8 protein-coding genes are annotated in these 14955 nt (G+C 65.7%); 1 reads left to right on the forward strand and 7 read right to left on the reverse strand.

The genetic code is table 11. The annotated features are described in order from the left end of the window. Window positions 1–378: 378 nt before the first annotated feature. The 6 genes from CCN35_RS00185 to CCN35_RS00200 all read right to left on the reverse strand — a co-directional run bounded on the left by CCN35_RS00185 (window position 379) and on the right by CCN35_RS00200 (window position 14004). Window positions 379–1050, reverse strand: a complete 672-nt coding sequence (locus CCN35_RS00185) for a hypothetical protein (RefSeq protein ID WP_143631321.1) — start codon at window positions 1048–1050, stop codon at window positions 379–381. 17 nt (window positions 1051–1067) lie between these two features. Next, a complete protein-coding gene (locus tag CCN35_RS29055) occupies window positions 1068–1742 on the reverse strand; it encodes a hypothetical protein (protein WP_086791057.1) in 675 nt (224 codons plus the stop codon). A 65-nt stretch (window positions 1743–1807) separates the two neighbouring features. Further along, window positions 1808–2383 (reverse strand): hypothetical protein, encoded by a 576-nt coding sequence (locus CCN35_RS28010; protein ID WP_143631324.1) that lies wholly within the window; start codon window positions 2381–2383, stop codon window positions 1808–1810. Window positions 2384–2472: 89 nt separating this feature from the next. Continuing rightward, the gene (locus CCN35_RS00195) at window positions 2473–11322 is read right to left on the reverse strand and encodes a LamG-like jellyroll fold domain-containing protein (protein ID WP_342748541.1); all 8850 of its coding nucleotides are present in this window, start codon (window positions 11320–11322) and stop codon (window positions 2473–2475) included. Continuing rightward, window positions 11313–13118, reverse strand: a complete 1806-nt coding sequence (locus CCN35_RS29060; RefSeq protein WP_245862937.1) for a DNRLRE domain-containing protein — start codon at window positions 13116–13118, stop codon at window positions 11313–11315. The genes CCN35_RS00195 and CCN35_RS29060 overlap by 10 nt, the downstream gene beginning before the upstream one ends. 232 nt (window positions 13119–13350) lie before the next feature. After that, window positions 13351–14004 (reverse strand): type 1 periplasmic-binding domain-containing protein, encoded by a 654-nt coding sequence (locus CCN35_RS00200; protein WP_245862940.1) that lies wholly within the window; start codon window positions 14002–14004, stop codon window positions 13351–13353. Window positions 14005–14289: 285 nt separating this feature from the next. Here CCN35_RS00200 and CCN35_RS00205 point away from each other — a divergent pair, with 285 nt between their 5' ends. Beyond that, on the forward strand, window positions 14290–14544 hold the full coding sequence (locus CCN35_RS00205) for a hypothetical protein (protein ID WP_086791059.1): 255 nt from the start codon (window positions 14290–14292) through the stop codon (window positions 14542–14544). Window positions 14545–14597: 53 nt separating this feature from the next. Here the strand turns inward: CCN35_RS00205 and CCN35_RS29065 are convergent. Next, window positions 14598–14955 (reverse strand): transposase (locus CCN35_RS29065; protein ID WP_245862942.1); only part of this gene is annotated, 358 nt, incomplete at its 5' end.

Raw genomic sequence — 14955 nt, forward strand, 5'->3', positions numbered from 1 at the left:
TTACGGGACAGCCCTTAGTACTCCGGTGCGGTTTCGTGATCTACCCATCGACGAACCCACTGGATAGATTACAAAACCGGCACTGGGGTGCTAGGTGTGGCATCAGGCGGCCTCAGGTCGCATATACATCGCCCCCGAACGCAGCACCAGGCTGCCCTCCAGCGCCCGTTTAGCAGCCACCTCACCCACTCTAAAGCGGCGTTCCGAGGCAAAAGCAGTGGCATTCAGTCCCGGCCCCCTCGTGCGCACCATTCGATTGGTGGTGCAACGCTTTAGCACCCTCCAAAGAGGGCCAAAGGAGGCCTTCTTGAAGTTTCGAGCAGCCTCCAGTCCACAGTGGTCAGCGCCGCCCGTGCGCCCCACAGGGCGGCTGCCACATCAATCCTCCGGGAGCGACCGCAGGACAGACAACATTTCACCACTGTACTTATCGCACATTACCAGCAGTCGCCGACCCACCTCCGAGGCAAGCAGATTATCATTGTCAGACGCAGCCAGGATGGCTTTGTGACACTCAAGCTCGATGGCGATATTCATCGTGCCGAAATACCTCAGGCCATAGGAGCGGAGCTGGTCATCAACGCCAGCCAAGTAGGCATTCCGCTGGTCTTCTCCAGCGATCTCGGCGGACGAGTTCTCCATGAATCCGTCAAGATAGTCAGCCAATTCTCGCGCCAAATAGATCAACGTCTCCGTCTGGGTCTCACTCATCTCGCCAAGAGCCTCACCCAGCATGAGCCACCCGTTGATAGCCTCCAGTTGGAAACTTTCGGCGAATTCTGGCTCCACCTCCGAGTCGAACAGCGGAGCGCTCGTGAGCCGGCCAATGGCCTGTAGAAATACCTCGTCGGCCTCGCCGTCCAGTCGCTCCCCACCCCTGCGGATCAGGGAATCGAGCGCAGCAGGGTCGATTCCCCAGTCTGCAGGCATCTCCATGCCAAGCAAGGGCGCCTGCAGCCTTCGCAGGGCCAGGTATACAGCCTGATGGCGCTGCTGTCGATCCATGGCACCAATCTGGGCCGACAGCGTTGCGTCGTCATGCCAGTCCACGTGGCTCGCCCTTCTGCTCACCGATAACCCAACGCCACAAGGAAGTTCGTCCATGCCTCATGATTCCTCCAGACGTACATGGACCGCCCCGGTATTTTGGCTTTCGTTCCAAGCGTAATGGGCCCCACCATTTCCGCACCTACCTCACCCAGGAAGTTTTCACAGCCATCAGGGGCACAGGAATTTCTGCTCACACCACCCGCCACTGGGGTCAGATTGTTCTGAGCTATGTAGTGGATGGCTGTCTCCTCCGCATGAGCGCCTTCCATATTGGCCGCAACCACTATGTCCTCACGTCCCAGCGACTTGATGTAGTCGATCTGCGCCTTCTCAAGCCCCCGACCCGAGCCCGTGACCACATGAACCAATGAACCGTCAGCTCTGCGGGCGGTTGTCACTGCTGTCGTCCTGAAAACCTTGCGCGCGAATGGACTCGGAATCTTGCTGTAAATGTCGTCCGCAAGCCTCTTGGCCTGTGCTGCGATCTCCTCCGCATCGCAGTTGTGGACGAGGACTGGCGTGTCACCAGCCTCCACATAGTACGTGTGCAGGCCGTCGATGCTCAGGTCGTAGGTGACACGGGTCGCCGTGTATGCCTTGACTGCGACGATCTTGGTCGGGCCACCATCGGCGTTCTGGAGTGTGTGGCCAGCCTTGAGGTCGCCAGCCTGAGTCCAGGTGTTACGGCTGATCTCGTAGAACTGGGCAGGAAAATTCTTGCCTCAGCTTCACGAAGCTGACATACCGATCGCGACAGTCAACGATGGCTGTTCAACCAGCGCCTTGCCGCAGCGCGGCTGAATTCATCGACAATCGGCGACTCGACCATCCATTGTCCATGCCCCAGAAGGGTTCGAGCACGATGAGGTTCACGTACGACTGCGAAATCAATACGCAATTCCCCGACATCACATCTCAAAATGACACCGCCATCCAGGGACAGCATGACAAATGCAGGCCGACAGAAGTCGTTTCCCAGAACGCCAGACGCCGCACCCGCACCGATAATGTCCCACTCGTCCAGCAGCTCGACTCGCACCCACCACCACTGAGGCAATTCACTGTCTGCAAAGTCGACTGCCACCAGAAAACGAGAGTCGGCCTTACTGAACAGTCCGCTACGCAGCGCTAGTCGATACCATTCAGAGTTCGCCTTTTCTAGCAGTCTTGGGTCATCAAGATCGACTGCTTCCCTAAATGCCCCATCCTCCGCAGGGCAACTAGTGGCAAACGTTGCCAGAGTCGGCGGAATAAGCGGTTCAGTCGCGTCAATTTTCCCCAGAAGACGCAATCCGGCCTCGGCAAGCGAAGTCGAGAGAGCATTCTCATCCATGAGAAAAAACCTCAAGCTATATCACGTATGGGCTGGTGAAGGTGAGGTTCTCCTCACCTTCACCAGCCCATACTGGTTGTCACCAACCGTCACGAACGCTTAGGGCGGGTAGCCCAAGGGTAAGGAATTATCTGATTATAGTTGTGCGCACCCTTCTTAGTTCTCCCGACATAGGCGATGTTCCCATCGCTATCGACAAGAATGCGGGCTTGACTACGCGGGTCAAGATTATCGTAAATAGCCGCCCCTTCCCACCTTCGAGCCGCTCGGGGAGCCCCCCGAGCCTCATAAAAATCTAGGCGCATATTTCCAGCAGAGCCCGTCAGTCGCTGCGGATAGTTCGGGTTCGAGATAACGGCAGTCACGAGATCATGAATATCCTGCGGAGTCTCGTAGTAGGCCTTAAACGCCTTCCGCCTGTCTTCAATGGCCTTCTTCGAGTAGTTCTCGTCAGGAACCCAGCCTTCTTCGTCGCAGTTGTGGACCAGGACTGACGTTGTCCCCGCCAGCACATGGTACGTATGCAGGCCGTCGATACTCAGGTCGTAAGTGGTGCGCTGGGCTGTGTATGCCTTGACCTTGACGATCTTGGTCGGGCCACCGTCTCCGTTCTGGAGTGTGTAGCCGGCCTTGAGGTCGCCGGCCTGGGTCCAGGTGTTGCGGCTGATCTCGTAGAACTGGTGGTGCTTAGTGGTCTGGATCGTCTTGAGACCGGCCTTGGTGTCGACGACGACATCGACGTAGTTGCGGTCGGTCTTGGTGACGATCACCGCCTTGACCCGGTGCTTCTCCTTCTTCTTCTTGCCGGGCTCGGCGGTCAGGACGTAGTCCCCGACCTTGACCTCGGAGATCGGTTTGACCGTGCCGTTGGCCATCAGCACACCGGTCAGGCCGGTGAAGCTGTGTGGCTCCTTGGGACGAATGGGGCAGCTTGCGCCTGCGGGCCCCTCGTCTTTCGCAGGCTGCTGCTTGGACTTGGGACCGAACTTGCCGGCCGCCGCGCCGAAGACACCGCCCGTCGCGGCACCGACCGCCGTGGCCTTCGCCGCACCACTGGCGCTGCAGCCCTCCTCGCCGGCCACGCAGGAGACGCCGTAGCCGACCGCGCCTTCCGCGGCGCCACCTGCGGCCCCCATGGCCGCACCCTGCGCGGTCTTGCTGCCGACGTTGACGAGCAGGCGGCCCACCGCGCCGGAGGCCAGCCCGCCAGCCGCGCCCGCGGCACCAGTGGCGGCGCCGAGGGCGACCGAGCCGACGAAGCCGGTGACGGTCTTGGGGCCGTCGCTCATCAGGTAGCCGACCGCGTTGGCTGCCGCGCCCGCCACGGCCGCGCAGCCGATCGCGCCGAGGCCGGCACTGATGGCCGTGCAGCCGGCGAAGACCGCCACGCCCACCGCGACCGAGGCGATGGTCGCGGCGTGCTGCTTGACGAAGTTGGCCGTGGCCTTGTACGCCTTCTTGGCACCGCTGCGGATCTTCTTGGCCGCGCCCTTGAGTACCTTCCCCGCCACATGTTTGGCGGCCGAGGCCATCCCCTTCGCCGTCTTCTTGACGCGTTGAACGACCTTGTGGACCTTGCGTTTGACCTTCTTATAGGTCTTTTTGGCGTATGTCTTGACCTTCTTGACGCTGTCGCTCACATAGCGCACCGCCTTGCGGACCGTGCGCTGTGCCTTGCGGATGGTCTTCTTGACCGCGGTCTTGACCTTCTTGACGGTCTTCTTGACCTTCTTGGCGGCCTTCTTGACCACCGTCTTGGTCTTCTTCCAGGCCGACTTGGCGGCCTTCGTGACCTTCTTGGCGGCCTTCTTGACCTTCTTGGTGACCTTCTTGAGGGCCTTCTTCGCGAAGCTGAAGAAGTGACCGGTCGGGTCCACACCCGTCATCGGGTTCTGGTTGGCGTACGCGTACTGGTTCGCGTTCACCGACGCCGGCAGCGGGTCGTTGCTGACGGTGTCCCGGCTGTTGAACTGGCCGGTCTGCGGTGAGTACCAGCGCGCGGCCATGTTGACCTTCGCCGTCGCCGGGTCGGTCCAGCCGGACTGGTAGCCCAGATGACCCTGCATCCCGGCCGAGAGGACGACCGTGCCGAACGGCGTGTAGGTCGTCGAGCCGGTCAGCACCTCACTGGAGTCGGTGAACTGGGCCACCACGTCGTCGTGGATGTCGGTCAGGGCCAGCACCGCCGTCGAGCCGGCCCTCACGCCCACCAGCGAGCCGTCCGGAGTGCGGCTGTAGGACGCCGCACCGTCGGAGGCCACGTCGTTTCCGGCGCCGCTGTACTTGAACGAGAAGACCTCCGCGCCCGTCTCGTCCTTGGCGCTCAGCACACGGTCCAGGCCGTCGTAGGTGTATGTCCGGTCGCCCTCGCTGATCACACGGTTGAAGGCGTCGGCCTTGAGCAGTGTCTGCTCCCCGCCCTCGTCCGTGATCGAACGCAGCGTGCCACGCGGGGTGTACGTGTACGTGTTGTGCCCGTCCGAGGTGAGACGGTTGCGCGCGTCGTACGTGTACGTGTCGCCGCCCACACGCGTGCGGTTGCCGGAGGCGTCGTAGCCGTAGACCTCCAGGGTCATCCCGTTGTTCCAGGAGGTCAGCCGGTTCGCCCAGTCGTACGTGTACGTGTTCGCGGACGCCCCCGCCACACCGGTCGTCGTCTTCGACGTCAGGTTGTCGTTGGCGTCCCAGCCGTAGGTGAAGGAGGCCAGCACCTTGCCGGTGGGCGAGAGCAGCTTGTCGCTGGTCAGCCGCCCCAGCGCGTCATAGGAGAACGTCCGCCGGGACTTGCCCGCGCCGTAGTCGATCTCCGTGACATTGCTGTTGACGTCGTAGCTGTAGGTCATCGTGGAGCCGGTCGCCCCGTCGTTGACCGTCTTCAGCCGGCCCGCCGAGTCGTACGCGTAGGTCGACGTGCCCGACGCGTCCGTCCGCGACGTCATCGCCCCATCACCGTTGTAGGTGAACGACGAGGTGCCCGACGGACCGGACGTCGACAGCAGCAGACCCCGGTCGTCGTAGGTGAAGGTGTTCAGATCCTCACCCGTCCCCGCGACGGCGGTGACACGGTCGTCGGAGTCGTACTGGTAGGTGTGGTCGACCGTTTCGGCCTCCGCACCCCTGCCGGTCTGCCGGATCAGCCGGCCCTTGGCGTCGTACTCGTTGGTGACGACCACACCACCCGGGGAGCGGTGCTCTTTGACCCGGCCCGCCGCGTCGTACACCGTGGTGAAGGTGCGGTCCTCCAGGTCCGGGTGGGCCGGAGTGGACGGCTCGATCAGCGATTCGGGCAGCCCCCAGCTGTTGTACGTGGTGATGAACGGGTTGCCGCGGCCGTCGGTGAAGCGCGTACGGTTGCCCGCCGCGTCGTAGCCGAAGGTCGTGGTGATCGACTCGGTCGCCGAGACCGGCTGAACCGCCTTGGTCACCAGGCCCGTCGCGTCATAGGTGAACGTGGTGGTGTGGCCGCGGTAGTCGGTCACCGACACCGGGTTGCCCATCCGGTCGTAGCCGGCACGGCTGGTGCGCAGCACCATGCCGGTCTTGTCCAGGTCGCTGGTGGCGATCAGCTGGCCGTAACCGTCGTAGGTGTTCCTGGTGCTGGTGCCGTCCGGGTCCGTCGCGGTGAGGACCTCGCCGTCCATGGTGTAGGTGAACTTCGACACGTTGCCCGCGCCGTCGGTCACCTCGATGAGCTCGCCGAGGGCGTTGTACTTGTACGACTCCGACACACCCGTCGGGCTCACCGTCCGGGACAGTTCGCCGCCGGGCGCGTTGTACTCGTTGATCGTCGTGTACGCCCGCTGGGTCGGCTGACGCACGATGTCCGTGCTGGTCAGCTCACGCCCCAGGTAGTCCCATGTGGACTCCTCACGCGCCCCGTTGGGCCGGGTCGTCGACAGCAGGTCGCCGTTGGTGTCGTACGTGAACGTCGTCCTGCCGCCGTCGGGCTCCGTGACCGAGGCGACATCGCCGAGCTGCGTGTACGTGTAGGTCGTGCGGTTGCCCAGCGGGTCGACCTCGGCCGTGACCTGGCCGAGCCTGTTGTACTCGTTCCAGGACGTGGCCGTGATCGGCGTCGTGGATCCCGGCGGGGTGTAGTTCGGCAGCCTCGTCGAGGTCTCCTGGCCGTCGGCGTCGTAGGCAATAACCGTGACGTTGCCGAGCGGGTCGGAGGTCTCGGTCACCTCACCGAAGGTGTTGTACCCCGTCATCGAGACCGGACGTACGTCGACGGGCTCGCCCCCGCCCGTCTCGGCCTTGACGACGGGTTCGGTGACCGTGGTCTGCTGCCCCGCCTCGTCGTACCCGTAGTCGGTGGTGTTGCCGTCCGGGTCGGTCATCGACACCGGCAGACCGCGCTGGTCCAGCTTCCAGGTGGTGGTGCGGACCGAGCTGCCCTCCGCCGGCAGGGTGCCGCCGTACACGGCGGACACCTGGGACGCGGTCAGCGCCTCACTGTAGACCTGGACATCGGCGATCGAGCCCTGGGCGTTCTCGCCGTAGGTGCCCTTGTACAGGCGCCGTCCGATCTGCAGCGGGCCGGTGGCCTCCCAGGGGGAGGTGAAGGCGGTCGTGGTCCCCGCCTGGCTTCCGTTGACGTACAGCTTCAGCGTCCCGGCGGCCTGGTCGTACACGCCGGCCAGGTGGGTCCAGGTGCCGGTCGTCACCGCCGACGTGCCGGAGGAGGCCCGGACGATCACGGTGTCGTCGGTGTCGGTGGCGTGGCGGTTGAAGGTCCAGCCGAACGCCGTGGAGTAGTACAGCTGGAAGCCGCTGGCCGCCTTGCCGTCCTGGGCGACGAAGGTGCTGTTCACGCTCGTCGAGCCGAGCTTGACCCAGGCCGCGACGGTGAAGCTGCCGCTGGTGTTCACCGCCGGGCCGTCCGCCTGTCCGTAGGCGTTCGCCGTGCCGTTGAAGACCGCGGAGCCGCCCTTCTCGGTGGAGCGGGTGACGGCGCTGCCGAGGGTCACCTTGCGGTTGCCGCCGGAGGAGTCCTGGGCCACAAGGCCGCTGGTCTCCGACAGTTTCCACCGGGCCACGGGCGCGGTGGTTCCGTCGTGCACCGTGGTGCCGGTGACGTTGCCCAGGTTGTCGTACAGCGTGTCCGTCGTGCTGACCTCACCGGTCGTCGGATCGGTCTCCGTCTCCGACACGACGTTGTCGTCGGGGTCGTAGGAGACCTTCGTGGTGCGGTTGAGTCCGGCCGGGTCGAGCACCGTCGACGTGATGCGGTCGGCCGCGTCCACCGTGAAGACGGTCGTGGTCTGGCCGTCGTTGGACACCTGCTTGATCAGGTTCCCGGCCATGTCGTACGTGTTGGACTCTTCGACGAACTGCTCGCCGCTCACCGGGTCCTTGCGCACGATCGTGGCCGGCAGGCCGTTGTCGGTGTAGGTGTACGCCGTCACCCAGCCCATCGAGTCGGTGATGGAGGCGAGCCGGCCGGCCGGGTCGTACGCCCGCGACTCCTGGACCAGCGTGGTCGGCTCCTGGGGGTTGTTCGGGTCCCCGGTGTAGTTGAGCAGGCTGGTGGTCAGCGGCCGCCCTTCGGCGTCGTAGGTGTAGACGTTGACGTTCCCCTCGGGGTCGGTCTCCTTCACCTTGTTGCCGTAGACGTCGTACTCGAACGACGTGGTGCCGCCGCCCGGGTCCGTCCGCGAGGCGAGACGGTTGTGGGCGTCGTACGTCATCGTCGTGGTGCGCGAGGCGTCACCACCGGTCAGGTCGGTGACGGTCTGCGAGAGGACATTGCCGTCGTCGTCGAAGACGGTGGCGGTTCTCGCCCGGTGGACCGCACCGGTGACGCGGTTGGTGACCGGGGGGCCGGTCTCGGTGACCACCTGGTCGTTCTTGTCGTACGTCCACGTGGTGGTCAGACCGTCCGGGTAGGCGTCGGACATCTCCGTCTGCGTGATCCGCCGGCCCAGGTTGTCGTACGTGTACTTCACCTTGGCGCCGTTGGCGTCGATGGTCTCCGCGAGGTCGCCGTTGGAGTAGTAGACGTACTTCGTCTTCTTGCCGCCCGGTGTCGTGACCGTGTCCACCAGGCCCGGCGGCGCCGTGGCCGTTCCGCCCTCCGCCGCGGGAGTCGACGACGTGGTGTAGGTCGTGGTGGCGGTGCGGCCGTTGGGGTGACCGGCCACCGGCGGGCTGGTCACCGACAGCAGGTTGCCGTGGGTGTCGTAGGTGTACTTGGTCAGGTAGGTGTCGTCCGTCGCCGACGTGGAACGCCCGTCCCGCTCGGTCAGGACCAGGTCGTTCCTGGGATCCATCGGCGGGAACGCGGTGGTCGCGTCCGGGTAGTACGTGTAGTACTCGGTGGAGCACTTGTTCGCGGCCGTGTCCTGGCAGTCGGTCTGGGAGACCACGTTGCCGCGGATGTCGTGGCCGGTGATGCTGCGGTTTCCGTTGGCGTCGGTCACGGTGTGCAGGAAGCCCGCCGTGTCGTAGCCGTACGTCGTCCGCTTGCCGTTGGTGTCGATCGCGGCCAGCAGGCGGTTGCCCATCTCCGCGTCGTACACGTACGTCAGCGTCTTGTCGGTCGGGTCGGTGAGCGTGACCGTGCGCACCGGAGCGATGCCGGAGGACGCCTTGTAGGCCGACCAGTGCTGTTCGACCTGATCCTCGGTCAGCGGGTGGTCGTACACGGCGACCTCGGCGATGGAGCCCTTGAAGAAGCTCACGTCACCGGGGGAGCTGTACCAGTTCTTGGCGAAGCCGCCACCGATGTAGGTGTGGGCGTTGGTCTGGTCGTTCGCCTGACCGGTGTAGTCGGCCTGCTTGACGCCGTCGAGATACAGGGTCTGGGTCGTGCCCTTGAGGGACAGGACCGCGTGATGCCACGCGTTGTCGTTGACGGTCTTCGTCGAACCGAAGGAGCTGCCGCCGGTCCCCGAGCCGCTCCACCAGTGACCGTGCAGTTTGCCGTCGGCGCCCACGTACAGCAGCGGGTGCCAGCTGCCGGACGGAGTGGGCTCGGTCAGTGGCTGCGACTGGTCGGACAGGATCACACCGGGGCTGTCGGTCTTGAACCACAGCTCGACGGCACGCTCCGGCGAGCCGTGCCAGGGGCTGTACGGGATCTCGGCGTACGAGGAGGTGCCGTTGAAGGACGCGGCCGTGACGTCACCGGTGCCGAACGGACCCGCCACACCCTGGGTGACGGAGTTGTACGTGCCGAACCCGGTGTTCACCTCGTTGGCGGCCTGCGGCGCGCCGAGGGTGTCGGCCAGACGCCAGTAGCCGGCCGGGGCGGAGCCCATCACCGCCGAGCGGTAGACCTGCGAGGAACCGGTGACCGTGGGCGGGTTGAGCTTCCAGGTGCCGCCGTCACTGTCCGTGACCCGCTGGACCAGGTCGTCGCTGGTGTCGTAGACGACCTGGGCGTGGACCCTCCCTCCGGGCGTGGTGATCTTGCTGAGCAGACCGGCGGACCGCTTGGCGGCCTGGTACTGCGCGGTGATCACCGACGGGTCGAGGGGCTCGGAGTAGATCGCCACCTCGGCCATCTGGCCGGAGTAGTGCCCGAGCGGGTCGTTCGGGTTCATCGCGGGCCAGCCCTGGGTGTTCACCCCCGCACCGAGCGAGATGTAGGGCTGGTCCCAGTCGTTGATGGTGCCGCTCAGCGAGCCCTGGGCCACGCCGTCGAGGTACAGGGTCTGGCTGGTGGCCTGGCCGGTGAGGACCGCCTGGTGCCACTGGCCGTCGGTGACCGTGGCGCTGGAGACGATGGTGGGGTTGCAGCTGGGCGACATGGCCAGGCAGCCGCGCAGCTTGCCGTCGGTCCCGATGTACACCGCCGGGGTGTTCTTCGTCGTGTTCCCCACCGGGTCGGGGTCGCTCAGCGGCTTGTCGCCGTAGTAGAAGAGGACGCCTCCGGCCTTGGTGGTCCTGAACCACAAGGACACCGTCATGTACGAGGGCGTGGCGCCGGGGGCGCTCGGCATCTCCACGTACGACGTGGTGCCGTTGAAGGTGGCCGTCTTCTGGGTGGAGCCCGCCAGGACGGGCGAACTGCCCAGCGTCACATTGTGGTAGAGGCCGTTGTACCGGCCCTGGTTGGTGTCGACGCTGTCCTTGGCGACGGTCGCGCCGGCCTCCTCGCCGAGCCGCCAGTACGCGTACGGGTCGGCGTCCAGCACCGTGGTGCGGTAGTGGTTGCCGGTGGCGTACGTGTAGGTGGTGCACTTGGTCGGGGTCGCGGGCGGGCAGACGGAGGTGAGCTGGTCACCGGAGTAGCCGTAGGTCCAGGTCTGGACCGTGGACGGATCGCCCGCGACCGCCGGGTCGGTGGAGACGGTGGCGACATGCGCGGCGGTGGCGCCGGAGGGCGTCGACCACGTCAGGCTGAGTGACCGCCTGGACGTCTCGTTGGTGATTTTGACCAGCTGCTTGGCCGCGTTGTAGGTGAACGTCTCGGTGCGGCCCGCGTAGTCCTTGATGCTGGATATCGCGTAGGTGCCCGCCTTGGCGGTCGCCTGCTTGAAGGCGTACTCGGTGAAGTCCTTGTCCGTCAGCGTGTAACCGCCGGTCACCGACTGGAGCCGGGCGTACCGGCCGAGCGGGGGCTGGAAGGTGCCGTCGCTGTTGCGGCCGAAGGCGACCTGCTCACCGCCCGGGTAGGTGACGACGACACTGGTGACCGTGCCCGCCGGGTCCTTCACCTCGGTCGCCTTCATGTCGGCGACCGTCGACCAGCCGGCGCCGAAAGCCCCGTCGATGCGCGGGTCGAGGCTGTTGTACGAGCGGTCGATCTCCAGCGAGGGGCCGATGACCTCCACGTCCGCGTCGGTGTCCTCGGTGGTGTAGTTGCCGTCCGAGGGGTCGAAGTCATGGCCGTCGGTGTTCTGGGCCAGACCCGAGGTGACCGGCGGCTGCGGTACGGCGGTGGTGAAGCGGCTGGAGTACGTCACCTCCTCGTAGCCGTCGCTCACCCCCACGTACCACTCGTAGTTCTTCGACCACTTGAGCTTGCCCGCGGGGATCTTCCATCTGCCCTTGGACAGGGTGCCGGAGGTGGCGACGGGGTGGTGCTGCCGCTGTCGGCGTCGTACACCTCGAAGAGGTACGACAGTGCGGAGTTCGGCCACTTGTCGGCGTCGTGCGCGTAGACGAGCAGCTCGGGCTGGAGGGTGTTGGCCTGGTAGTTCTCCGGCGGGTACTGGGCGGTGACCTGCGGCTTGGTGTTCGGCGCGTAGGTCAGGTCCAGCGAGGGGCGCCAGGCGGCGGTGGCCGAGTTGTCGGAGTGGAACCTCTTCCAGTGCAGGGCGTCGTTGGTCGGTGCGACAAGGGCGAGACCGTAGTTGGGCCCGCCGGTGGCGACCTGGGTGAACCACGACGTCGACAGCGTCACCGGCATCTTCACCCCGACGCTGGTGCTGCCGCTGGTGTTGGTGCACGAGGCACCCGGATTCACCGTGGCGGAGCCGATGGCGGAGCCGTAGGACGGACCCGGGTACGTCGTGGTCGTCGACGGGGACCACGACTGGGTCACCGGGTGCACGTAGAACGGCTTGGCGGTGCACGTCGAGGACCACAGCGCCCAGACGTTGAGGGTCGCCGCGGACACCTTCTGGCCGGCGATCTTCGAGCTCAGCGACGAGAACTGCAGGAACGAGTTCGCCTTGTTGGTGCCCGAGTCGTACGAGCCGACCTTGATCTGGTCCTCGGCCGAGCGGTCGGCGCTGTAGTTGTTCTGCACGTACGTCGACTGACTGGCGACGACGGTCGTCGGGTCGACGGTGACGGGATAGACCCGCTCGGGGTCGTCCAGCCAGTCCCGGTCGGCGGTCAGCCTCAGCGCCGGCTTGCCGTCCACCGTGGTCAGCTCGTACGAGACCTGCTGAGAGCGGACGCCCTCACCGGAGCGGGGGTCGATCCGGGAGTCCTGCATGAAGGCGTGAGGGACGCCGGCGGCCACCTTGCCGTCGGCATCCGTGAACTTCACGCTCCCGTCCTCCGCGATGTGCGGAGTCAGGCCCTTCAACTCGAGCGGGAACACCCAGGAGTTGGCCGCGTCCCTGGAGTGCAGGACCAGGTTCTCCTTGACGCCGTCGGCGATGGGGACGAGCTGCACGTCCGTGTCGGGAAGCACGTCGGCGTAACGGAGAGTTCCGTTGTCGTCCTTGACCGCCGTGGTGTTCTGCGCGCCGCGCAGCGTGTACGCCAGGCGACGGCCGCCTCCGAAGTCGAGGGAGACCAGCCGCTGGTCGGTGGCGTTCGTGGCGAACTCGATGTCGAAGGAGTTGGCCTTCTGCTCGAACCGGCCCTGCTCGTTCTCGACCAGGCTGACGTCGATCGGCTTCCAGGATCCGTCCGCCGCCTTGAAGTTGGTGCGGGTCGTGTAGTGCCGGATCGTGGTGGAACCGTCGGCGTTGACGTAGTAGTCCGACGTCGCCGTGGACTTCTTGGCGTCCCGCTTGCTGGTCCGGGGGTCGAAGCTCTCCGCCGTGCCCGGGGCCTTGGCCGTCGTGGTCTTCTCGACCTGACGCGTCGGGCGCTTGTACGGGTCCAACTCGCCCCGGCCCTTGCCGGGTTTGCGCCCGACGCCTCCCTCGGCGCTGGTGGCCGCGGTCGAGGCATGGTGGCTCTTGCCCCGCGCGGTTCCGCCCTGCTGGTCGGGCGTCTTCAACGGGGACTCATTGGCCCATTTCCACAAACCGGACAAAGACCACTCGGGCATGCTCACCGCCGGCAGGGTGGCACCGGTGGCCGCCGCCGTCTCGGTGGTGAGCATGAACGAGAAGGAGACCAGGACAGACAGAGCCGTGACCCTCACCCTGCGCCGGCCTCTGGGGCCCGGCGGGAACAGGCGAGGGCCGCGGACCCAGCGGACACGCATGGACAGCCTTTACTCGCGAAGCCAACAAAGCTTCGAAAGCTTTTCCATGGATCAAACAAAGTATCTACACGAGATCCACACCTTTAGATGATCTTTACCAACTGCCCTGCACTGTAAGGACATTGGGTCACATACCGGACGCCCGCACGGCATGTCTGATCACATCCGCCACCGTCGCCTCAAGCTCCTCACCAGGCTGCGCGACAGTGACGTTCCCGGCCTCCTTCGCCTTCTCCGTCTTCTCCGCTTTCCCTGCCTTCTCCGCCGAACCTCCGTCGACCACGACGAAGCGCACCTTGGCGTGCTGGCCGGCGTCGGCTCTCGTCACCTGGGTCTGCGGAGCACCGACCGCCACGACGACATCGCACTGACGCTGGATCAGACTGTTGAAGAACGGCCGCACGTTGGCCACCGACTGCGGCCCCATGACCGGCACATAGGAAACCCGGGCCCTGGTCTCCAGGGACGCCTTCTGCATCCCCTGCCACACCGAGGCGGCGAGCGTCCCCTGGGTGATGCCCTTCTCGTCCGTCAGCAGACACGCGTCGAACTCCTTGTACTGACGTGCCCGCGGATCAGGGGGGCCGGGCTTCTCCTCGTCGGTGAACAACCACGCGCCCACCAGCCCGAGTGCCACGACCGCCGCCACACCGCCCGCCACCCAGGCACCACGGCCTCGCAGCACACCGGCTGCCGCCGCCATCGCACGGGCGACCGGCGTCCTGGCCGGAGAGGCGGTGGTCTTCTTCTCACGATCGCGCCCGTCACGCCGACTCTTCATCGCGCACCGCCCCGGACGACCTGACGGACGATCAGTGCAGCACCGTGCCGACCGCGGTGAAGACCACCGCCGACAGCCGGCCGGCGCGCCTGCCCCGCCGGAAGGCCGGCGCAAGCGACGGCGTTGCACCCAACGAACCGAGCCTCACCGCGGATACGGCCGTCGGCGCCTCTCCGGAAGAACAACCTGGGCACGGGGTCTGCTGTTGCTCGAGTCGTACACCCGACGACCAGGTCGTGCTTCACAGTCTTCACCTTTGCTTCCCAGGAACGTGCGTACACGCACATGTATTCGACCAGGACCGCCGTACCATACATCCCCCACAGAGGGTCACCGCCCCCGCTGCGTCCTCAGCCGGCGTCCGGCCGAGCTTCTGACGCCGAGGACGGCGACCTGCGCGGCGGGGCGTCCGCGGCCACGTACGCGTACATCCCGCGTGGCACGCTGCGTTCGATCACGGACGAGGGCGGGAAGCAGACACTGCTCAAGTCCGACGCCTTCAACCATGTGATCACCGAGGGCGACCGGACATACACCTAAGGGCTGTCCCGTAAATCGCTTCTGACGTGCCGGGGGACCTGCTCGTTTGCCGGTCACCCGGCGAGGGCGAGGTTGTGCAGGCGGGCGACGCCGAGCATGGCGTGGTGCACGCCGTCACCCCTGAGCCGGCAGTCGCGGAGGATCTTCCAGCCCTTCATGCGGGCGAAGACGTGCTCGATCCGGGCCCGCACCCGGCGGTGCGAGGCGTTGTGGTCCTCCTTCCAGGACGGCAATTCCTCGTCCTTGTGCCGGCGGTAGTGCGGAATGACCAGGCCGGTGCCCCGGTAGCCGCCGTCGGCGATCACCACAGGCGTCGTGCCGACGGCGTCCTTGGCGCCGGAGTCCTCCCACGCCCGGCAGTCGTTGCGGTTGCCCGGCACCGGCCGCCCGATGGCGACGACCAGCCGGGTG

It is taken from the genome of Streptomyces thermovulgaris (assembly GCF_002155915.1).
Lineage (GTDB): Bacteria > Actinomycetota > Actinomycetes > Streptomycetales > Streptomycetaceae > Streptomyces > Streptomyces thermovulgaris.

Coding starts and splice junctions, on each gene's coding strand:
- CCN35_RS28010 (WP_143631324.1), bottom strand. CDS start 2,383: ATGGATGAGAATGCTCTCTCGACTTCGCTTGCCGAGGCCGGATTGCGT.
- CCN35_RS29060 (WP_245862937.1), bottom strand. CDS start 13,118: ATGCTCACCACCGAGACGGCGGCGGCCACCGGTGCCACCCTGCCGGCG.
- CCN35_RS00200 (WP_245862940.1), bottom strand. CDS start 14,004: ATGAAGAGTCGGCGTGACGGGCGCGATCGTGAGAAGAAGACCACCGCC.
- CCN35_RS00205 (WP_086791059.1), top strand. CDS start 14,290: ATGTATTCGACCAGGACCGCCGTACCATACATCCCCCACAGAGGGTCA.